18 protein-coding genes are annotated in these 20,872 nt (G+C 71.2%); 11 read left to right on the top strand and 7 right to left on the bottom strand.

Features of this window, described 5'->3' with window-relative positions:
- Positions 1-31 precede the first annotated feature (31 nt).
- Together AWQ71_RS13540 and AWQ71_RS13545 are read left to right on the top strand one after the other, a co-directional pair.
- Positions 32-469, top strand: coding sequence for a DUF488 domain-containing protein (locus AWQ71_RS13540; protein ID WP_084258843.1), 438 nt, complete (start codon positions 32-34; stop codon positions 467-469).
- 216 nt (positions 470-685) lie between these two features.
- Positions 686-1,372 carry an ACT domain-containing protein gene (locus tag AWQ71_RS13545; protein ID WP_245658261.1) on the top strand — a complete coding sequence of 229 codons (687 nt, stop codon included), beginning with the start codon at positions 686-688 and terminating at the stop codon, positions 1,370-1,372.
- A gap of 81 nt (positions 1,373-1,453) precedes the next feature.
- On the opposite strand, the gene AWQ71_RS13550 is transcribed toward AWQ71_RS13545, so the two are convergent.
- Positions 1,454-2,728, bottom strand: coding sequence for an ABC transporter ATP-binding protein (locus AWQ71_RS13550; protein WP_067132284.1), 1,275 nt, complete (start codon positions 2,726-2,728; stop codon positions 1,454-1,456).
- Between the two features lie 766 nt (positions 2,729-3,494).
- Between AWQ71_RS13550 and AWQ71_RS13555 the strand changes: the two genes are divergently transcribed.
- Genes AWQ71_RS13555 through AWQ71_RS13580 form a run of 6 tightly spaced genes read left to right on the top strand, consistent with a single transcriptional unit; the run spans position 3,495 to position 10,326 of the window.
- The gene (locus AWQ71_RS13555; RefSeq protein ID WP_067132388.1) at positions 3,495-4,784 is read left to right on the top strand and encodes an extracellular solute-binding protein; all 1,290 of its coding nucleotides are present in this window, start codon (positions 3,495-3,497) and stop codon (positions 4,782-4,784) included.
- Between the two features lie 3 nt (positions 4,785-4,787).
- A complete protein-coding gene (locus AWQ71_RS13560; protein ID WP_067132288.1) occupies positions 4,788-5,804 on the top strand; it encodes a carbohydrate ABC transporter permease in 1,017 nt (338 codons plus the stop codon).
- Entirely contained in the window at positions 5,801-6,667 is an 867-nt protein-coding gene (locus tag AWQ71_RS13565; protein WP_067132291.1) for a sugar ABC transporter permease, read from the top strand. The genes AWQ71_RS13560 and AWQ71_RS13565 overlap by 4 nt, the downstream gene beginning before the upstream one ends.
- A gap of 30 nt (positions 6,668-6,697) precedes the next feature.
- Entirely contained in the window at positions 6,698-8,323 is a 1,626-nt protein-coding gene (locus AWQ71_RS13570; protein WP_067132293.1) for a glycoside hydrolase family 13 protein, read from the top strand.
- Between the two features lie 10 nt (positions 8,324-8,333).
- Positions 8,334-9,356, top strand: a complete 1,023-nt coding sequence (locus AWQ71_RS13575) for a LacI family DNA-binding transcriptional regulator (protein ID WP_067132296.1) — start codon at positions 8,334-8,336, stop codon at positions 9,354-9,356.
- A 34-nt stretch (positions 9,357-9,390) separates the two neighbouring features.
- Positions 9,391-10,326 carry a carbohydrate kinase family protein gene (locus tag AWQ71_RS13580; RefSeq protein WP_084258844.1) on the top strand — a complete coding sequence of 312 codons (936 nt, stop codon included), beginning with the start codon at positions 9,391-9,393 and terminating at the stop codon, positions 10,324-10,326.
- Positions 10,327-10,441: 115 nt separating this feature from the next.
- Here the strand turns inward: AWQ71_RS13580 and eda are convergent, their stop codons facing one another.
- From eda to zwf, 4 genes are read right to left on the bottom strand one after another with little or no spacing between them, the layout of a single operon-like run.
- The gene (gene eda / locus AWQ71_RS13585) at positions 10,442-11,053 is read right to left on the bottom strand and encodes a bifunctional 4-hydroxy-2-oxoglutarate aldolase/2-dehydro-3-deoxy-phosphogluconate aldolase (protein WP_084258845.1); all 612 of its coding nucleotides are present in this window, start codon (positions 11,051-11,053) and stop codon (positions 10,442-10,444) included.
- A 43-nt stretch (positions 11,054-11,096) separates the two neighbouring features.
- Complete coding sequence (locus AWQ71_RS13590) at positions 11,097-12,074, bottom strand: glucokinase (protein ID WP_157570327.1); 978 nt, start codon at positions 12,072-12,074, stop codon at positions 11,097-11,099.
- Positions 12,074-13,963, bottom strand: a complete 1,890-nt coding sequence (gene edd / locus AWQ71_RS13595) for a phosphogluconate dehydratase (RefSeq protein ID WP_084258846.1) — start codon at positions 13,961-13,963, stop codon at positions 12,074-12,076. The genes AWQ71_RS13590 and edd overlap by 1 nt, the downstream gene beginning before the upstream one ends.
- Positions 13,960-15,612, bottom strand: coding sequence for a glucose-6-phosphate dehydrogenase (gene zwf, locus AWQ71_RS13600; RefSeq protein ID WP_245658262.1), 1,653 nt, complete (start codon positions 15,610-15,612; stop codon positions 13,960-13,962). The genes edd and zwf overlap by 4 nt, the downstream gene beginning before the upstream one ends.
- Positions 15,613-15,754: 142 nt before the next feature.
- On the opposite strand from zwf, the gene AWQ71_RS13605 reads away from it, so the two are divergent.
- Positions 15,755-16,909, top strand: coding sequence for an ROK family transcriptional regulator (locus AWQ71_RS13605; RefSeq protein ID WP_067132305.1), 1,155 nt, complete (start codon positions 15,755-15,757; stop codon positions 16,907-16,909).
- 101 nt (positions 16,910-17,010) lie between these two features.
- Here the strand turns inward: AWQ71_RS13605 and AWQ71_RS13610 are convergent, their stop codons facing one another.
- Positions 17,011-17,817, bottom strand: coding sequence for a DUF2470 domain-containing protein (locus AWQ71_RS13610; RefSeq protein ID WP_067132307.1), 807 nt, complete (start codon positions 17,815-17,817; stop codon positions 17,011-17,013).
- A gap of 62 nt (positions 17,818-17,879) precedes the next feature.
- On the opposite strand from AWQ71_RS13610, the gene rpsD reads away from it, so the two are divergent.
- Positions 17,880-18,494 (top strand): 30S ribosomal protein S4, encoded by a 615-nt coding sequence (rpsD, locus tag AWQ71_RS13615; protein ID WP_067132405.1) that lies wholly within the window; start codon positions 17,880-17,882, stop codon positions 18,492-18,494.
- Positions 18,495-18,983: 489 nt separating this feature from the next.
- Positions 18,984-19,772 (top strand): ion transporter, encoded by a 789-nt coding sequence (locus AWQ71_RS13620; protein WP_084258847.1) that lies wholly within the window; start codon positions 18,984-18,986, stop codon positions 19,770-19,772.
- A gap of 581 nt (positions 19,773-20,353) precedes the next feature.
- Here the strand turns inward: AWQ71_RS13620 and AWQ71_RS41580 are convergent.
- On the bottom strand, positions 20,354-20,872 hold a 519-nt coding region (locus AWQ71_RS41580; RefSeq protein WP_157570328.1), incomplete at its 5' end, for an HNH endonuclease signature motif containing protein.

The raw sequence follows: 20,872 nt of genomic DNA on the forward strand, positions 1-20,872 counted from the left end.
GCGCGAACTCGGCTTGCCAGGGGGCGCCACCATGACGAACCACCGGACCGGACATCGGATCGGACATCGGACCGGACATCGCGCATCGTCCGCCGCGCGGAGGAGTGCGCGGCCATCGGTCGACTGCCGGCGCGTCTACGAGGACGCCTCGCCGTCGGACGGCGTACGGGTGCTGGTCGACCGCATATGGCCGCGTGGGATGCGCAAGGAGGACGCGCACGTCGACGAGTGGCTGCGGGACGTCGCGCCGTCCACCGGGCTGCGCCGGTGGTACGGCCACGAGCCGAGCCGCTTCCCGGAGTTCCGGCGGCGCTATCTCGCCGAGCTGGGCGATCCCGAGCACAGGGGGGCGGCGGAGCATCTGCGGGACCTCGCCGGCGAGGGAGAGCTGACCCTGCTCACCGCGACGCGCGACATCGGGCACAGCCAGGCGGCCGTCCTCGCGGAGTGGCTGACGGAGAACACCTGACTCCGCCCCGCGGAGCCCGGCGGACGCCCGGCCGACAGTGCGGTCCGGCCCGGAAGGCCGGACCGAGATGCGGTCTGTGAGCGGGACCGTGTCACCGGCCCGCGGGCCGGTCGGTACGCGCCGCTCCGGGTGCCGGTCCGGGAGCCGGGCGTCGGCAGCATGTTCGACATCTGCCGAAAACACGCCCGAAACCTCTTTCCGGCACAGTTTAAGAAAGTGTTGCGCCGGAAGAGAGGGAACGGGATGCTGCTGCGGCTACGCGTTTCACTGCCGGACCGGCCGGGGGTGCTGGGCCAGGTGGCGCGGGCCTTCGGCGTCATGGGTGCGGACATTCTTCAGGTCACGGTGCTCGAACGGGACTCGGGGCGGGCGATCGACGATTTCACCGTGTCCTGGAGCGGGGTGCTCAGCGCGGAGGAACTGCGCGAGCGCGTGAGCGTCGTCCCCGGCACCAGGGTCGAGGCCGCCTGGCGGACCCGCGAGGTGCCCGGGGCCAATCCGGACTACGACCTGCTCGGCCATGTCGCGGCCGACCCGGGCCGGGCGCTGCCGACGCTGGTGGACGCCGTGCCCGACCTGGTCAGCGCCGACTGGGCGGTGGCGGTGAGCGCCGCGGACGGCGCCCTCGTCCACGGGAGCTGGCAGGCGCCGGAGACATTGTCCTGGCCGGAGGCGTGGGCGGACCGGGGGACGGAGCTGACCGCGATCCGGTCGTCGGCGGTCACCCTGGACGGCCCGCTGCACGTGCTCAGCGTGCCGCTGCCGCCCCTGCCGGGCGAGAACATCCTGCACCTGGTGGTGGCGAGGATTCAGGGGCCCGCCTTCCACCGGGTCGAGCTCGATCGGATGACCCGGCTGATGGAGCTGGTCGAGGTCGTCGTCCGGGCCGGGGTCAGGGCGTAGGACCCGAGGGACAGAGCGAAGGGACGCGAGGGACAGAGCGAAGGGGGCGCCGGCCGGGCCGGGGGAACCCGGCCCGGGGCGTCACCGCCGGGGCGGGTCGATCCGGCTCCCGGCCTGGGTGAACAGCATGAGCCGGGACACGTCCACCGCCACCCGGCCGTGCTCGCCCGCCCGCCAGACGGGCCGCCCGCCGAGCCGTACGATCAGGTCCGCCCTGCGGTGGGTGCCGCCGATCGACGGCGTGGGCGTGTGGTCGGCTTCGCCGTCCCCGGCGCCCCAGAGGCGGCGCACCATGGACCGGGCGCGGCCGCCGCCTCCGCCGTTCGCGTACGCGTTGTGCCGCGGGTCGGGCGGCTCGGGCACGGTGACCGAGGGGATCCCGGCCTCCAGGTACGCGAGCCACTCGTGGCCGTGGTACTCCAGGGTCCGGACCCGGCCGAAGAAGCTGGGCCCCTCGGTCTTCTCGGGGACCGGTGTCAGGGTGTCCGGGCGGATGCCCACGATGATCTGCGAGCCGGTGTGCTGGGACACCGCGTAGGCGCGTGGATCGCTCCATGGCATCGTGATCTGGTGCGGGCCGAAGTCGAGCAGGACGAACTGGTTCTGCGGGGTGCGCACCGTCGCGGCGAGCAGGTTGAGCTGCTGCGAGCTGAGGAACGCGGCGGTGAACGCGGTGGCCGGGTCGTTGTAGACCTGCGCCGGCGTGCCGATGTCCTGCAGCACGCCCCGGTTCATGATGGCGATCCGGTCGGCCAGGGTGAGCGCCTCGACCTGGTCGTGCGTGACGTACACGGTGGTGACCCCGAGCGCGCGCACCAGCGACGAGATCTCCATGCGCAGCTCGGTGCGCATGCCCGCGTCCAGGTTGGACAGCGGCTCGTCCATGAGGAACAGGGACGGCTGGCGGACGATCGCGCGCCCCATCGCGACCCGCTGGCGCTGGCCGCCGGAGAGCGTGGCCGGCCGCCGGTCGAGGGTCTCGTCGATGTGGAGGGCGCGGGAGAGCTCGACCACCCGCTCCCGGGCCATGCCGGGGTCGGCCTTGGCGATCTCCAGCGGGAAGGAGATGTTGCCCCGGACGGTCCGGTGGGGATAGAGGGCGCCGTTCTGGAAGACCATCGCCACGTCGCGGTCCCGGGGCGCGAGGTGGTTGGCGAGCTTCCCGCCCAGCCACAGGTCGCCGGATGTGATCTCCTCCAAACCCGCGACCATTCGCAGCAGCGTGGACTTGCCGCACCCGGAGGGGCCGAGGAGCACGAGTAGCTCGCCTTCCTCCGCCCGCAGGTTCATCCGGTCGACGGCGAGGAAACCGCCGGGATAAACCTTCGTCACATTGTCGAGGATCACCGCACTCATGACGGCACCCCGGCCGGCCGCCCGTTGACGCATCCGCACGGGCAACACTTGTCGAATCGCTCGCCGCGCTCGCTCATGTGGAGACTCGCTTCTCCTCGGGCACCGGTGCCCTGACCCCGGATATCGGTGTGATTGATGAGGTAGTACATCGTGTCTGGCCACGCGTGTCCATACATGTCCGTGAGAAAAACGGCACCTCCTCGTTACCCACTGGTATCGGATTGTTCCCGCATTAGCGGTAAATAGCCAGGTATATGCCGAGAATCGACAGATTTCGGTTACTTAGAGAAAGGCCGAACTGTCGTTTCCGGCGGCCCGGGGGCGGGGAAACGGTCGCGCACCTTTCCTCGGTCGCCGCTCGTATCACCCCTCCCTCCCGCCACACATGTCCCCTTTGTGCCGCTTTCCGGTTCGACTGCTTCGTATGCGAGGCGTGAGCGACTCCGCGAGGGGCGCGGCGGTGTCTGGACTGAGGAGCGAGTGGGGAGCGAGGAGCGAGCGACTCCGAGCGACGAGGGAAGACATCGACTGAAGGCGCCCCGAGCCCGCGCGAGCGAAGCGAGCGCAAATAGACACAGCGCCGGGGCGAAAGGTCGGATGATCGGCGCTACTCCACCGGTCAAGCGGCATATGTAACGAATTTGCAGAAACTTTCTGCAACGGGTTTCATGTCCGTTCACATCGCTGTTACGTTCCGGCGTACACCCGGCGTGCCGGCTTCCCCACCGTGACGCCGTTCCCCCCTGAGCCATGAGGAGTGCACAACATGCGGCGAGTCATCTCGGCCGCGGCGGCTGCCGCGGCCCTCGCTCTCGCGGTGTCCGCCTGCGGGAGCAGCGACTCCGGCGACGCGGCGCCCGCCACGTCCGCCGTCGCCGACCCCGCGCAGATCAGTGGAGAGATCACCTGGTGGGACACCACCCGCCCGGACAGTGAGGGCCCGACCTTCCAGAAGCTCATCAAGGAGTTCGAGGCCGCGTACCCGAAGATCAAGGTCAAGTACGTCAACGTCCCGTCGGACCAGGCGCAGGGTCAGTTCCAGACCGCGGCGCAGTCGGGCACCGGGGCTCCTGACGTGATCCGTTCCGAGGTCGCGTGGACCTCGCAGTTCGCGTCCCTCGGTTACCTGCAGCCGCTGGACGGCACGCGCGCGGTGGACAACGAGAGCGACTACCTGGCCGGCCCGCTGAGCAGCACCAAGTACAACGACAAGACGTACGCGGTCCCGCAGGTCACCGACACCCTGGCGTTGCTGTACAACAAGCGGATCCTCAAGGAGGCGGGGTACGAGGAGGCGCCCAAGACGCTCGAGGAGCTGAAGAAGGTCGCCCTCGACGTCAAGGCCAAGACCGGGGCGAACGGCCTGGCGCTGAACGTGGACTCCTATTTCCTGCTGCCGTTCATCTACGGCGAGGGCGGCGACCTGCTCGACGTGCCGAACAAGAAGATCGTCGTCAACTCTCCGGAGAACGCGAAGGCGATGGCGGACGTCACCGACCTGGTCGCCTCGGGGGCGGCGGCCAAGCCCGCGCTTCAGGACAGCTATGCGAACGCGATGACCGCGCTGAAGGACGGCAAGGCCGCGATGATCTACAACGGTCCGTGGGCGCTGTCGGAGGTCTACCAGGGCAAGGAGTTCAAGGACAAGACCAACCTCGGCATCGCGCCGGTCCCGGCCGGATCGGTCAAGGCGGGCGCGCCGACCGGCGGCTGGAACCTGGCGATCTACGCCGGCTCCAAGAACATCGACGCGTCGTACGAGTTCGTGCGCTTCATGAGCTCGGCCTCCTCCCTCGCCACCGTCTCCGGCGATCTCGGCCTGCTGCCCACCCGGGCGTCGAGCTTCCAGGACCCGAAGGTGCAGGCCAATCCCGACGTGGCGGTCTTCAAGCCGATCCTCGACACCGCGGTCGGCCGTCCCTGGATCCCGGAGGGCGGCCAGCTCTTCCAGCCGCTCCTCGAGGGCTACCAGGCGCTGCTCGCCGGCACCAAGCCGGAGGACATGCTCAAGCAGGTCGACGAGCAGTACCACGGCATCATGAAGGACTGGAGCTGACCTGTGGCCGCCTCGACCGGACCCGTCCCTGAGACGGCCGGGGGCCCGGACCGGGCGGAGGGCGCGGGACGCGCCCCCGCCCGGCGCGGGGCCGAGCCGGGCCGGATCCGCCTGGCCCTGACCCGGCACTGGTATGCCTGGGCGATGACCACCCCGGTGATCGTCGTCGTCGGCGTGCTGGTCGGCTGGCCGCTGGCCCGCGGCGTGTACCTGTCCCTGACCGACGCCACCGAGGCCAACGTCGGCCGCACCATCGGCGTCAACGTCATCCCGGCCACCTACAAGTTCGTCGGCCTGGACAACTACCTGTCCATCCTGTCCAGCGGGCTGTTCTGGGAGCGGCTCGGCTGGACCGTGGTGTGGACCGCCGTCTGCGTCGGCCTCCACTACGGCATCGGCCTCGCCCTGGCGATGATGCTGCACCGCAAGGTCCGCGGCCGCTCCGTCTACCGCGTGCTGCTGATCCTGCCCTGGGCCATCCCCGGCTTCGTCTCCGCCTTCATCTGGCGCTACCTGTTCAACAGCGACTTCGGCGTCATCAACGCGATGCTCAAGGCGGCCGGCCTCGGCGCCGTCGGCTGGCTCGACGACCCCTTCACCGCCAAGATCGCGGTCATCGCGGTCAACGTCTGGCTCGGCGTGCCGTTCATGATGGTCGCCCTGCTGGGCGGCCTGCAGTCCATCCCGGCCGAGCTGTACGAGGCGGCCGAAGTGGACGGCGCCACCCCCTGGCAGCGCTTCCGCCACATCACCGTCCCCGGGCTGCGCTCGGTGTCCAGCACCGTCGTGCTGCTCGGCACGATCTGGACGTTCAACATGTTCCCGATCATCTACCTCATCACCAAGGGCGGGCCGGGCCACTCCAGCGAGATCCTGGTGACCTACGCCTTCCGCGAGGCCTTCACCGGGGTGCGCGACTACTCCGGCTCGGCCACCTGGGGCGTGCTCATCCTCGCCCTGCTCGTCGTCCTGGCCACGGTCTACCGCCGCGCGCTGCGCCGGCAGGGGGAGGTCTGGTGAGCACCGTCACGGCGACCCCGAAGGCACGCTCCCGCGGCGGACGCGGCCCCCTGGCGTCGATCCTTTTGCACGGCGCGCTGATCACGGCGTCGCTGATCTCGCTCTTCCCCGTGGTCTGGCTGGTGCTGACCTCGCTCAAGCCCCGCGACGGCTGGCTGTCGTCCGAGCTGGAGATCTTCAACCGGCCGTCCCTGGACAACTACGCCCGGGTGCTGGGCGAGACCGAGTTCCCGACCTGGCTGCTCAACTCGGTGCTGGCCGCCGCGCTCACCACCGTGCTCGGCGTGTTCGTCGCCTCCACCACCGGATACGCGATCAGCCGGTTCCGCTTCCCCGGCCACCGCGGCGTTATGTGGCTGCTTCTGGTCACCCAGATGTTCCCCGTGGCCATCCTGATCGTGCCGCTGTACAACCTCATGGCCGGGCTCGGGCTGCTCAACCAGATCCCCGGCCTGGTCATCGCCTACCTCACCGTGGCCGTGCCGTTCTGCGCGTGGATGATGAAGAGCTACTTCGACACCATCCCGCGGGAAATCGACCAGGCGGGAATGGTGGACGGTTTGACGCCGTTTGGCACGTTTTGGCGGGTAGTGCTCCCGCTGGCCCGCCCGAGCCTGGCGGTGACCGCGTTCTACTCCTTCATGACCGCCTGGGGCGAGGTCGCCTACGCCACGGTGTTCATGTCCCAGGAGGAGAAGCGCACCCTCGGCGTGGGCCTCCAGCAGTTCGTCGGGCAGCACTGGTCCGACTGGGGTCTGCTCACCGCCTCGGCCGTGCTGATCGCGATCCCCGCGGCGGCCGTCTTCCTACTCGTTCAACGGCATCTCGTAACCGGCCTCACCGCGGGTGCCACCAAGTCGTGATCGCATGATTCGCAAGATCGGGGGAACCCAATGACCGAGCTCGTCGAGGACGCCGCCGTGGCGGACACCGCCACCCGCTGGTGGCGCGACGCCGTGATCTACCAGGTGTATGTCCGCAGTTTCGCGGACGGCAACGGCGACGGCGTCGGCGACCTGCTCGGCGTGCGCAGCCGGCTGCGCTACCTGGCGGAGCTGGGTGTGGACGCCATCTGGCTCACGCCGTTCTTCACCTCGCCGATGGCCGACTTCGGGTACGACGTGGCCGACTACCGCGACGTGGACCCGATCTTCGGCTCGCTCGCTGACGCCAAGGCCCTGCTCGACGACGCGCACCGCCACGGTCTGAAGGTGATCGTGGACGTGGTGCCGAACCACACCTCCGACCGGCACGCCTGGTTCCAGGAGGCGCTGGCCGCGGGACCGGGCAGCCCCGAGCGTGAGCGCTACATTTTCCGCGAGGGACGCGGCCCGCGCGGCGAGCTGCCGCCCAACGACTGGGAGTCCATCTTCGGCGGCCCGGCCTGGACCCGGCTGCCCGACGGGCAGTGGTACCTCCACCTGTTCGCCCCCGAGCAGCCCGACCTGAACTGGGAGCACCCCGAGGTCCACGCCGAGTTCGCCGACATCCTCCGCTTCTGGCTCGACCTCGGCGTGGACGGCTTCCGCGTCGACGTCGCCCACGGCATGGTCAAGGCCGACGGCCTGCCCGACGTCGGCCACAGCGACCAGGTGCGGCTGATCGGCACGGACATCGTCCCGTTCTTCGACCAGGACGGCGTCCACGAGATCCACCGCGCCTGGCGCCGGATCCTCGACTCCTACGAAGGGGAGCGGATCGGCGTCGCCGAGGCGTGGGCGCCCTCGCCGGAGCGGCTGGCCAACTACGTCCGGCCGGACGAGCTGCACCAGGCGTTCAACTTCCACTTCCTGACCACGCCGTGGGACGCGGCCGCGTTCCGCGAGGTGATCGCGGTCTCGCTGGAGACCGTGACGCTCGTCGGCGCGCCCTCCACCTGGGTGCTGTCCAACCACGACGTGAAGCGGCACGTCACCCGGTACGGCGGGGGCGAGATCGGGCTGCGCCGGGCGCGGGCGGCCACCCTGCTCATGCTCGCGCTGCCCGGTTCGGCCTACCTCTACCAGGGCGAGGAGCTCGGCCTGCCCGAGGTGCTCGACCTGCCCGAGGAGTACCTCCAGGACCCGCAGCGGCTGCGCGACCCCGACAGCGGCCGGGACGGCTGCCGCGTGCCCATGCCGTGGACGGCCACCGACGAGCCGCCCTTCGGCTTCGCCCCTCCCGGCATCTACGAGAGCTGGCTGCCGGTGCCCCCGGACTGGCGCGGCCTGAGCGTCGAGGCCCAGCTCCGGGACACGGCGTCCACGCTCAGCCTGTACCGGTCCGCGCTGCGGATCCGGCGGGAGCACCCGGCGCTCGGCGACGGCGCGATCTCCTGGCTGGACTCCCCGGTCGGCACCCTCGCCTTCACCCGCGGCGGCTTCGCCTGTCTGATGAACATGACCGCGGAGTGGGTCGAGGTGGAGCGTCCCCGCGGCGCGGCCGGGCCGCTCCTCGCGAGCGCCGACCCCGTGAACTCCGGCGAACGCGTCCTGCTGGCCCCCGACTCCACCACGTGGTGGACCCTCGAAAATGTCTAAAGTTGTGCCCATGACCAACGCGCGGCTCGCCGACATCGCGGCTCAGGCAGGTGTCAGCGAAGCGACGGTGAGCCGGGTGCTCAACGGCAAGGCGGGGGTCGCCTCGGCGACCCGGCAGGCCGTGCTCACCGCGCTCGACCTGGTGGGGTACGAGCGCCCGCAGCGGCTGCGCCAGCGCAGCAACGGTCTGATCGGCCTGGTGGTCCCCGAGTTGGGCAACCCGATCTTCCCCGCGTTCGCGCAGGCGGTGGAGAAGGCCCTGACCCAGCACGGGTACACCCCGATCCTGTGCACGCAGGAGCCCGGCGGCGCCCCCGAGGACGAGTTCACCGAGATGCTGCTCGACCGGGGCGTCTCGGGCATCGTGTTCGTCTCCGGGCTGCACGCCGACACCACCGCCCGGATGGACCGGTACAGCCGGCTCACCGACCGCGGCCTGCCGATCGTGCTCGTGGACGGCTACAACGAGGGCATCGACGCCCCGTTCATCTCGCCGGACGACCGGCTCGCCGCCCGCCTGGCCGTCCGGCACCTGGTCGATCTCGGGCACGAGCGCATCGGGCTCGCGCTCGGCCAGCGGCGCTTCGTCCCGGTGATCCGCAAGATCGAGGGGTTCCGCCAGGCGATGGCGCAGCTTCTCGGGCTCGGCGACGTGGACGACCTGATCCAGCACTCGCTGTTCTCCGTCGAGGGCGGGCAGGCCGCCGCGTCCGCGCTGATCGAGCGCGGCTGCACCGGCATCGTCTGCGCGAGCGACCTGATGGCCCTCGGCGCGATCCGCGCCGCGCGCGAGCGTGGCCTGACCGTGCCGGCGGACGTCTCGGTGGTCGGGTTCGACGACTCGCCGCTGATGGCGTTCACCGACCCGCCCCTCACCACGGTGCGCAAGCCGATCGGCGCGATGGCCTCCGCCGCCGTCGAGACCCTGCTCGAGGAGATCGGCGGCACGCCCGCCAAGCACCTGGAGCTCGTCTTCCGGCCCGAGCTCGTCGTGCGCGGCTCCACCAGCTCGGGCCCCCTGGTCAACCGCTGACCCGCGCCACGGCGCGGCGTACCCCGGAGGTCATGTGACAACGATCCGGCACGACGTGGTCGTGCTCGGCGGCACCGGCGTGGACACCACCGTCTACGTGCCCGAGCTGCCCCTGCCGTACCGGGACACCTACCACGTGCCGCCGGTGCTCGACCGGATCGGCAACACGGGCTCCGGCGTCGCCCTCGGATGCCGGGCGCTCGGGCTGCGGGTGACGCTGGTGGACCTGATCGGCGCGGACCCGCAGGGCCGGCTGGTCCGCGACCACCTCACCGCCCGCGGCGTCGACCTCGCCTGGGCGCCGTCCCGCGCGGGCACGATCCGCAGCGTCCTGCTGGTCACGCCGGACGGCCGCCGCCTCTCGCTGCACGACCCGCGTGCGACGCCGGGGGAGCGGCTGCCCCGCGACCTCTATTTGCCCGCCGTACGCGCGGCCCGGCACGTCCACGTCTCCATCGTCGGCTCCTGCCGGCACGTCTTCCCCGACATCCCGGACGGCGTGACCACCTCCACCGACCTGCACGACTGGGACGGGACGAACCCCCACCACGAGGACTTCGCGTACGCCTCGGACGTGGTCTTCATGTCGGCGGCGGCGCTCGGCGACCGCAGGGACGCGGTCATGCGGGCCATCATGAGCCGGGGGCGGGCCTCACTCGTCGTCTGCACGGACGGCGCCGACGGCTGCCACGTCCTCGCGGCGGAGTGGGACGGCGTCCGGCACTTCCCGGCGCAGCCGCTGCCCGGGCCCGCGGCCGACAGCAACGGCGCGGGCGACGCGTTCGTCTCCGGCGTGCTCTACGGCCGCCTGCGCGGCCTCCCCCTGGAGGAGTGCGTACGGCTCGGCGCCCTCGCCGGGGCGCACGCCTGCACCGCCGCCGGCACCCACGAGGACCCGATCACCCTCGCCGCGCTCCTGGAGCGGGCAGGGGAGGGCGGGCAGAAGAGTGGGCTCGTGACCAACGGGTGAGGAGGTCACGAGCCCGGGTTTCCATGAACGTGTTCACCGGGTTTCGGTCACGAACATGGCCGTCAGCTTCGCCGAGGGAGGATGGCTCTGCTGACGAGGTTCTGGGGCCGCTCGGTCAGCGCAGCGCGGACGCCTCGAGAGCGAGCTTCTCGATATGGCCGTAGTCCCCGGCCGCCAGCGCGTCGGCCGGGGTGAGCCAGGTGCCGCCGACGCACCCGACGTTCGGCAGCGCGAGGTAGGCGGGCGCGGTCGCCGGCTTGATCCCGCCGGTGGGGCAGAAGCGCACGTCGGCGAGTGGGCCGGACAGCGCCTTGAGGTAGGGGACGCCGCCCGCGACCTCGGCCGGGAAGAACTTCATCTCCGTGATGCCGCGCTCGCGGACCGCCATGGCCTCCGACGCGGTGGCCACGCCGGGCAGGAACGGCACGCCGCCGTCGACCAGGGCGTCCAGGAGCGACGGGGTGGTGCCGGGAGAGACGAGGAAGCGCGAGCCGGCCGCGACCGCCGCCGCGATGTCGCCCGCCGAGCGCACCGTGCCCGCGCCGACCACCGCGTCCGGCACCTCGTCCGCGATCCGCCGGATCGCGTCGAGCGCGGCGTCCGTGCGCAGGGTGACCTCGATGACCGGAAGCCCACCCGCGACGAGCGCGCGGGCCAGCGGTACCGCGGCCGCGGCGTCGTCCACGACGACGACCGGCACGACGGGCGCAAGATCGAGCAGACTCATAGATTCCTCCAAGCGCGAAGGTAACATTCGCGCCGATACTCGGTCATACCAGCTCAACATTACTTGCCCTCTGGGCGAGCCAGGCGGCGGCACCGACCAGAGCGGGCTGCTCCGCCACGATCAGCGACGTGGCGATCCCGGAGATGTAGCCGGACAGCGCGGGCACGGTCATCTCGAACCGCGCCCGGAACGTGCTCGCCCTGGCCCGTTCGACGATGCGCGGCAGCACCCCGCCACCCAGGTAGACGCCGCCGCGCGCGCCCAGGGTCAGGGCCACGTTCCCGGCGAAGCCGCCGAGCAGCGCGAGGAAGACCTCCACGGTCTCCACCGCGAGCGGGTCGTCCGACGCGACGATCTCGGACGCGGTCACCGCCTCCGGCGCGACGCCGCGCACCATCGACAGCCCGCGATGGAGCCGGGGCAGCCCGGTGCCGGACAGCAGGTGCTCGGAGTCCACGTACGGCACGCCGTCCGCGCGCAGCGCCCGCACGATGTCGATCTCCAGGTCGGTGATGGCCGGAACGGCGGTGTGGCCGCCCTCCCCGGGCACGGCGATCCATCCGGACTCGGCGGGGACCAGCCCGGCCACCCCGAGCCCGGTCCCCGGCCCCAGCACCGCGCGCACCTTGCGCACCGTCCCGTCCGTCGGCTCGGGCCCGCCGAGGGACGTCAGGTCGTCCGCGCCCAGGTGCGGCAGCGAGATCGCCAGGGCCTCGAAGTCGTTGAGCAGCTCCACGTACGGGATGCCCAGCGCGGACACCGACCCCGCCCAGTCCGCGTTGGTCAGCGCGTACCGGTCGTCCTGCACCGGCCCGGCGATCGCCAGGCACGCCGCCTCCGGCCGCACTCCGCCCCCATGCCGATCGAGATAGGCGGCTACGGCATCCGGCAGGCTCGGGTGCTCCGCGACGCGCAGGACGGCGACGCTCTCAAGCTCGCCCCCCGGCCGGGTCACCAGGCCGAAGCGCGCGTTCGTGCCGCCGACGTCGGCGACCAGCCACGGCGTCGCCGGGGCCGTCATCAGCGGCTCCCCGCGTCGACGGCACGTCCGGACCCGACTCCCATGATGCTGCGGGCCGTGCCGAACACGCTCGCGCCCCGCTCCGCCGGTCCGACCGTACGGCGGAACGTCTGGAACAGCTCCCGGCCGGTCCCGGCCCACTGGGCGTCGGAGAGCGGCGCGCCCTCGGGAGCGCGGCCGGACAGGTCGGCCAGGACGGTCAGCGTCCCCGCCGCGGAGTCCAGCCGGATCACGTCGCCGTCCCGGACCAGGGCGATCGGCCCGCCGTGGGCCGCCTCGGGGGACAGGTGGATCGCCGCCGGCACCTTCCCGGAGGCGCCCGACATGCGGCCATCGGTAACGATTGCCACCTTCTGCCCCCGGTCCAGCAGGACCGCGAGCGGAGGCGTGAGCTTGTGCAGCTCCGGCATCCCGTTGGCGCTCGGCCCCTGGTAGCGGACGACCGCCACGAAGTCCTGGCCGTCGAGCTCGCCCGCCTCGAACGCGCGCAGCAGGTCGAGCTGGTCGTCGAACACCCGGGCCGGCGCCTCGATGACCAGGTGCTCCGGCTTGACCGCCGACACCTTGGACACCGCGCGGCCGAGGTCGCCGTCCAGGATGTGGATGCCGCCGTCGGGCGAGAACGGCTCGGCGACCGGGCGCAGCACCTCCAGGTCGCCGCTGCCGGCCGTACGCTCCTCCCAGGCCAGGGACCCGTCCTTGAGCGAGGGCGCCGAGCGGTACAGGTCGAGGCCCCGCCCCGCGACCGTGAGCACGTCGCCGTGGAGCAGGCCGGCGTCGAGCAGCTCGCCGATGAACACGGCCATGCCGCCCGCGGCCTGGAAGTGGTTCACGTCCGCCTGGCCGTTGGGGTACATCCGGGTCAGCAGCGGCACGACCTTGGACAGGTCGGCCAGATCGTCCCAGGTGAGGGTAATCCCGGCGGCGGCCGCCATGGCGACCAGGTGCAGCGTGTGGTTGGTCGAGCCGCCGGACGCCAGCAGCGCGACGCACGCGTTGACGATCGCCTTCTCGTCGACCACCTCGCCCAGCGGGGTGTACTCGTCGCCGTGCGCGCTGATCTCCACGGCGCGCCGCGCCGCCGCCTCGGTCAGCGCGTGCCGCAGCTCGGTGTGCGGGTTGACGAACGTCGCGCCGGGCAGGTGGAGGCCCATCACCTCGATGAGGAGCTGGTTGGAGTTCGCCGTTCCGTAGAAGGTGCAGGTGCCCGGCGAGTGGTACGACTTCGCCTCGGCGTCGAGCATCTCCAGCCGGTCGATCTTGCCTTCGGCGAACTGCTGCCGGCTCCGCGCCTTGATCTTGTTGGGCAGGCCCGAGCTCATCGGCCCGGCCGGCACGAAGATCGCGGGCAGATGCCCGAAGTGCAGCGCACCGATGAGCAGCCCCGGCACGATCTTGTCGCAGACGCCGAGCAGCAGCGACGCGTCGAACATGTCGTGCGACAGCGCGATCGCGGTCGCCATGGCGATCACGTCCCGGCTGTAGAGCGACAACTCCATGCCGGCCCGGCCCTGCGTGATGCCGTCGCACATGGCGGGCACGCCGCCCGCCACCTGGGCCACGCCGCCCGCCGCCCGGACCGCTCGCTTCAGCTCCGGCGGGTACGTCTCGTACGGCTGGTGCGCCGACAGCATGTCGTTGTACGACGTGACGATGGCCACGCCCGGCTTCGCCGTACCGCGCAGGTCCGCCTTGTCGTCCGGCGCGGAGGCGGCGAAGCCGTGCGCGAGGTTGGCGCAGGCGAGCCGGCCGCGCGCCGGGCCGCGGTCGCGCAGCTCCCGCCCCGCGGCCGCGACCCGCTCCAGATAGGCCGTGCGCCCCTCACGGCTGCGTTCCCGGATCCTGTCGGTGACCGCCGAGACGACGGGGTCGATCGCGTGCGCGTTCACAAGTCCTCCTCGTGCCAGGTCCGGCCGCTGCGGGCCAGCAGTTCACGGGCGCCCGCCGGGCCGGCCGTCCCGGCGGGGTAGGGCTCGGGCAGGGCCGCGGAGCCCTCCCAGGTTTCGATGATCGGGTCGATCCAGCGCCAGGCGGCCTCGACCTCGTCGCGCCGCATGAACAGGGTCGGGTTGCCCGCCAGCACGTCCATGAGCAGCCGCTCGTACGCGTCGGGCACCCGGCTCTGGAACGTCTCGGCGAAGCTCAGGCTGAGCGGCACCGGCCGCAGCGCGACCTCACCCGCGCCCGGCTCCTTGGCCATGAGCAGGAGGTGGATCCCCTCGCTCGGCTGGAGCCGCAGGACCAGCCGGTTCGGCGTCGCCCCCGGGAAGATCGCGTGCGGGACGTCCTTGAACTGGACCACGATCTCCGACCGCCGGCTCGGCATCCGCTTGCCCGTGCGCAGGTAGAACGGCACGCCGGCCCAGCGCCAGTTCTTCACCTCGGCCCGGATCGCCGCGTACGTCTCGACCCGGCGCGAGATCTCGGTCGGCGGGGTGCTCGCGGGCTCGTCCAGGTAACTGGGGACGTCGTCGCCCGCCGCGTACTGCCCGCGCACGGTGAAGCGGTCCACCTCGGAGCCGACGATCGGGCGCAGCGACTGCAGCACCTTCACCTTCTCGTCCCGTATCGACTCGCGGTCGTTGCGCGACGGGGGCTCCATGGCGACCAGGCAGAGGAGCTGGAGCAGGTGGTTCTGCACCATGTCGCGCAGCGCGCCCGCGTGGTCGTAGTAACCGCGACGGCCGGGCGTTCCCACGGTCTCGGCGACGGTGATCTGGACGTGGTCGATCCAGAGCGAGTTCCAGACCGGCTCCAGGAAGGCGTTGGCGAACCGGAGCACGAGCAGGTTCTGCACCGTCTCCTTGCCGAGGTAGTGGTCGATCCGGAAGATCTGCCGCTCGTCGAAGATGGCGCCGACCTCGTCATTGATCGCCTGGGCGCTGGCCAGGTCACGGCCGAGCGGCTTCTCCAGCACGACCCGGGAGCGCGGCGTGACCAGCCCGGCCTCGTGCGCCTCCCGGCAGAACGGCCCGAACGTCATGGGGGGGCTGGCCAGGTAGAAGACGCGGTCGCGGTCCTCGTAGCCGGCCAGCAGCCGGGACAGCGCGCCCCACCCGCTGCGGTCGGAGCCGCCAACGTCGACGGACACGTGGTGCAGCCTGCGGAGGAACCGCTGCCAGCCCTCGTCGTCCTCCCCCTCCGGGACCGGGCGCGCCTCGGCGTCGACCTTGCCCCGGAAGTCGGCGTCGGTGAGGCCGCCGCGCGACATGGCGATGATCCGCGTCTCGTCGGCCAGCCGGCCGTCGCGGTCGCAGTGGTAGAGGGCGGGGATGAGCTTCCGCATGGACAGGTCGCCGGTGCCGCCGAACACGATCAGGTCGGCCGCGTGCCGGGGCGTCGCGCCGGTGCCGCTCTCGTCGACGGCCGAGAACGTCCCGGAGGCCGTACGGGCGGTCTCTGAGGCAGCCTCGGAGGCGGGCTCGGAAGCGGTCGTCGTGGCGCCGCCGAGCGGGCCGGATGGGGTCGATGGGGCGAGACCGCCGTCGGGCGCGACGATCTCCGGTGCCGACAGGGAATTGCGGGGGGACACAGACATCTTGCGGCTGCTGCTCCTGCGGGGGCTAAAGGGGACAAGTGGGACAGTAGCCGGAAGTTAGGCACTACATCAACCGAGTTTTGTAACTCCAGATGAATAAGTCGTTGTGCTTGGGTGCCTATATGTGCTTCACTTTTGCACGATGTCACGACTTGCTACTACCGGTGAAGTCCTCCAGCTCGTCCGGAGCGGGGAGGCGGTGACCCGTGCCGAGATCGGCCGCGTGACCGGGCTGTCCCGTCCCGCGGTGGCGCACCGGGTCGCCGAGCTGTTGCAACGCGGCCTGATCGTCGAGGACGCCGAAGGGCCCTCCACGGGGGGCAGGCCACCCGTCCGGCTGCGCTTCAACGCCGCCGGAGGCGTGGTCCCGGTCGCGTCGCTCGGCGCCCAGCGCACCCAGATCGCCGTATGCGACCTGGCGGGCGAGGCGCTGGCGCGCACAGACGTCGAGATCGACGTCGAGGAGGGGCCCGACGTGGTCCTCCCCCTCGTCATGGACACCTGGGAGAAGCTGCTCGACGGCAGGACCGACATCGTCGGCATCGGCCTGGGCGTCCCCGCCACCGTCGAGTTCGCCGCCGGGCGCACGGAGAGCGCCCGCGTCATGGCGAGCTGGACCGGGGTGATGATCCCGCCCATCATCGAGAGCAGGTTCCCCGTACCGGTCCTGGTCGACAACGACGTGAACGTCATCGCCATGGGCGAGCATCGCATGGCGTACGCCTCCGAGATCGACGACCTGCTCTTCGTCAAGGTCTCCACGCGCATCGGCGCCGGGGTGATCTCCGGCGGTGGCATCCTCCGCGGCGCGCTCGGCGCGGCGGGCGAGATCGGCCACATCCCGGTCAGGGACGGCGGGGGAGTGCTCTGCCGCTGCGGCAACGTCGACTGCGTCGACTCGGTGGCCAGCGGCACCGCGATCCTGCGCGACCTGAGCGAGAAGGGCCGCGACGTGTCCTCGCTCGCCGACGTGACCGCGCTGGTCCGCGCGGGCGACGCCGAGACCATGGCCGTCGTACGGCAGGCGGGTCGCAGGCTCGGTGAGGTGATCGCCACGGCGGTGAACCTGCTCAACCCCGCCGTGGTCGTGCTGGGCGGCGACGTCGCCGAGATGTTCCAGCCCCTGGTGTCGGGCGTTCGCGAGATCGTCTACCAGAGGTCCACCCAGCTCGCCACCCGCAGCCTGCGCATCGAACGCAGCCGCCTCGGCCCCGGCGCCGGCATCACCGGCTGCGCCCTCATGGTCATCGACCACGTCCTGTCACCCGCGGCGATCGACGACACCCGCGCGTCCTGACCCCGGGAGCGCTCCCCGACGGGGGCGTACTGACGGTGCGGTATCTCGGCGGGGGCATGCCGCTCGCCACCCGGGACGTTCACCCCTGGCACACCCCCGGCTCACCCCTGGCGAGGGCACATGACGCAGCTCAGCGCGTGCTCCATCTCGGCGGCGCTCGCCGCCGGGGAGGGCCAGGGCAGCCGGATCAGCCGATCGGGGGCCGACCACACCGTCGCGCCGTAGCGGTCCAGCTCCCACAGCCATACGTCGGCGCTCACCGGCTCCCCGAGCAGGTGCGCGATCGTGAGGGCGAGCTGCTCGCGGTGCCACTCGTTGACATGGCGGAGGATCCGCTCGGCCGGGTCGAGGAACGGGTCCGGGGACGCGTCGAGGTAGTTCTCCGCGTCGAGCACCCCCGACTCCTGACCGGTCAGGTAGACGACCTGGGCCACATCCACGCGGAGCAGGCGCGGGGCCGGTCCGGCGATCGGCGGCCCGGGAGCCGGCGGTGCCGCGGGCGGTTCGGGAGCGCCCGCGGGCGTGGGAGGAACGCGCTGCTCCGCCGCGTCGACGGCGGCGAGGAGATCGTCATCGGGGCACCGATCCGCGATCGCCACCGCCGCGGCCCGCACCTCCCCGTCCGGCACGGGCTGCGCCCATCCCTGGACCTTCAGCAGCCCGCGTGGCCGGTCCCTCCCGCCCGTGTCGCGGATCGCCACCAGGTCGACGGTCACCACGACCTCGTCGGCGATGCCGTACAGGTCCTCGCCGGGCTTGACGAGCAGCACCGGGCGGCCCGCCGCGTCCACTCCGCCGCGCGCCGCGCCGGAAAGGGGAGCGCCGGCGACGGACACATGCGTGGGGACGGCCACGGCCGCAAGCGTGCGGATCCGCTCCGCGATCGGGGGAGCTTCCACGGGGTGCATGACCCTCCTTGATAAGGTTAGGCTTGCCTTAATTAGGCTTACCTAACCACAGGAAGGTGAACGTGCGCTACACAGGTCCCAAGGTGCGGCTTTCCCGCCGGGCGGGCGTCCCGCTGACCCGCAAGGCGGTCCGGTACTTCGAGGCCCGGCCGTACCCGCCGGGTGAGCATGGGCGTAAGACGAGCCGTCGCAACGTGGGCGACTACGGCATTCGGCTCCTGGAGAAGCAGAAGCTGCGCTGGTACTACGACGTGTCCGAGAAGCAGCTCCGCCGCTACTGGGATCTCGCGCTGCGCCGCCCCGGGCGGTCCGGCGAGGAACTGGTCGTCATCCTCGAGACCCGGCTGGCGTCGCTCGTCCTGCGGGCGGGACTCGCCCCGTCCATCTACGCCGCTCGGCAGTACGTCAGCCACGGGCACATCACCGTGGACGGCCGTAAGGTCGACATTCCGAGCTACCTGGTCAAACCCGGCCAGGTGATCGGCGTACGCGCCCGATCGCGCGGGATGCAGCCCTTCGTGGCGGCCTCCGAGGGCGTGTACGCCGACGACCGGATCCCCGCATACCTGGCGGTCGACCACCAGGAGCTGCGCTTCGCCCTCGTCTCCCAGCCCGTCCGCGAGCAGATAGCGGTTCCGGTAGACGAGCAGCTCGTCGTCGAGCATTACTCCCGTTGACCTGACCGCTCTTCCGCCGCCGAGCTGATCGCCTCAAGGGTTCGCGCCGGCCTGAAGGGTTCGTGCCGGCCTGATCGCCTTCAGGCGCTGCGTTGACTGATCGCCGTGAGCTGGTGCGTCGGCCTGATCTCCCCATTTGGGGGGCCGCGTCGGCCGGATCGCCGCCTAAGGGGGTGTGTCGGCTTGCTCGGCCCTTAGGGTCGCGTTGACCTGATCATCCCATAGGGGGCGTGTCGGCTTACTCTCGTGTCGGCGTGCCGGGGGAGTTCCTCGGCCGGAGCGTCGTGCCGGGGAAGCCCATAGTGCGAGGTGAGAGAGCCGGACCAGCTCGGCGGCGGCTTCTCCTCAGAACGCCCCGCCCGCCCCGGCGCGCCGTACGGCGGAGGCGCGCCGAAGGCGGTCGGCTACATATGGGCATGTCGATCACTCGTACCGGCCGTGTCCGTTATGCTCTCGGGCGATCTCGTGTCGTATCCCCCAGGAGCATGTGTGCGTGAGCGCGTCCGCCTAGTCATCGAGTCACGGCGGTTCCAGCAGGCGATCATCGGGGTCATCCTCATCAACGCGGCGACGCTGGGAATCGAGACCTCACCGTCCGCCGTCGCCCGTTACGGCGACCTGCTGCACATCGTGGATCACTGTGCGCTGTACGTCTTCGTGGTCGAGCTGCTGGCCAAGGCGTACGTGTACCGGCTGCGCTTCCTGCTCGATCCCTGGAACGTTTTCGACACGCTCATCATCGCCATCTCCTTCCTGCCGACGGCGAGCGGCCTGTCGGTGCTCCGTGCTCTGCGCGTGTTGCGAACGCTCCGGCTGATCTCCGTCGTACCGTCCCTGCGGCGGGTCGTCTCGGCGCTGCTCAACGCCGTACCGGGGATGGCGTCGATCGTGCTCCTCCTCGGGCTCGTGCTCTATGTGGCCGCCGTCATGGGCACCAAGCTCTACGGCACCGCCTCGCCCGAGTACTTCGGCGACCTGTCGAAGTCCCTCTTCTCGCTGTTCCAGGTGATGACCGGTGACGCCTGGTCCGACATCGCACGACCCCTCATGGATACGCATTCGTCGGCCTGGCTGTACTTCGTGGTGTTTGTGCTCATCTGCACGTTCGTGGTGCTGAACCTCTTCATCGCCGTAGTCGTCAGCGCGATGGAGGAGGAGAGCCGTGAAGAAAGCCGTAAAGGACACCACGACGAGCAGGACGTGCTGAGTGAGGTGGCGGCCCTCCGTCAGGAGATCCAGAGCCTTCGGGAGCTCCTCGTCGAACGTGTCCCCTCCTGACGGCCGAGGGCCCGTGGACGCGACACTCTCGCCGCCCCACTGACCGCCGACCGCAGCCCCGGACGACCCAGAGGCCCGGCGACCCGCTGGCCCCGCTGACCGCTGAACCCGCCAGCCGCCGGCCCGGGTGGCCCGCAGAACCCGCCAACCGCTGGCCCGGGTGGTCCGCCAGTCTGCCTGTCGCCCCTCCGGCCCGGCGAGCCTGCCCTTGGCCCCTTGGCCCCTTGGCCCCTTGGCCCCTTCGGCCCGGAGGCCTGTCGACCCTTCGGCCCGGAGGCCTGTCGACCCTTCGGCCCGGAGGCCTGTCGACCCTTCGGTCCGGAGGCCAGTGGCCCGGAGGGCTGCCCATGGCCCCTTCGATTCGGCCTGGTTCACGCCGTGCAGTGCGTCTGGATCCCCCTTCCTTGGAGCCCAGGTGGATCTGCTTCACCCAGTCCACTTTGCTTCGCCCCCGGTTCCGCTTGGCCCCCGGCTCTGTCTCACCCAGTCCGCCCCCAGCTTCGGAGGCACCCTGAAGCGGACATGCCACAGCGACCTTCGTGGTGGCCGTCGTGCTCATGGCGGGGGAGCCGAGGGAAAGGTCATCGCCCTTGTGGCCGCGGACCGAGGTAGGTGAAGCCCCAGCGGTTTTTGCCGGTGCGGTGGAGTTGGTAGTGGGTGGGGTTGCGGTAGCGGTCGCGGTTGTGGAACTGGCAGGTGGGTCCGAGGTTGTCCAGGTCGGTGGTGCCGCCGTCGGACCAGTTGGTGATGTGGTCGATCTGGCAGAGGTGGGCGGGCATGGGGCAGTGGTCGACCATGCAGTGGGTGTAGCGGGTGAGGATGGCGCGGCGTTGTCGTCGGGTGGCGCGGCGGGCGGTGCGTCCGACGTCGAGGACGCAGCCGTCGGCGTCCATGACCAGGCGGGTGAGGCCGGAGGTCTGGGCGAGGCGGTGGATGTCGGTGACGGGCAGAAGCTGTCCGGTGGCCAGGAGCAGCCCGGGCAGTGTGCGTCCTGAGATGAGCCCGCCGGGCGTCGCCCAGTCCGCACCCCGCCCCCGTCCCTGGCTCTGGCTCTGTGCCTGTGCCTGTGCCTGGCCTCGTGCTTGTCCCGGTCCTTGTTT

This window comes from Microtetraspora malaysiensis (assembly GCF_001528665.1).
In the GTDB taxonomy this organism is placed as follows: domain Bacteria; phylum Actinomycetota; class Actinomycetes; order Streptosporangiales; family Streptosporangiaceae; genus Microtetraspora_A; species Microtetraspora_A malaysiensis.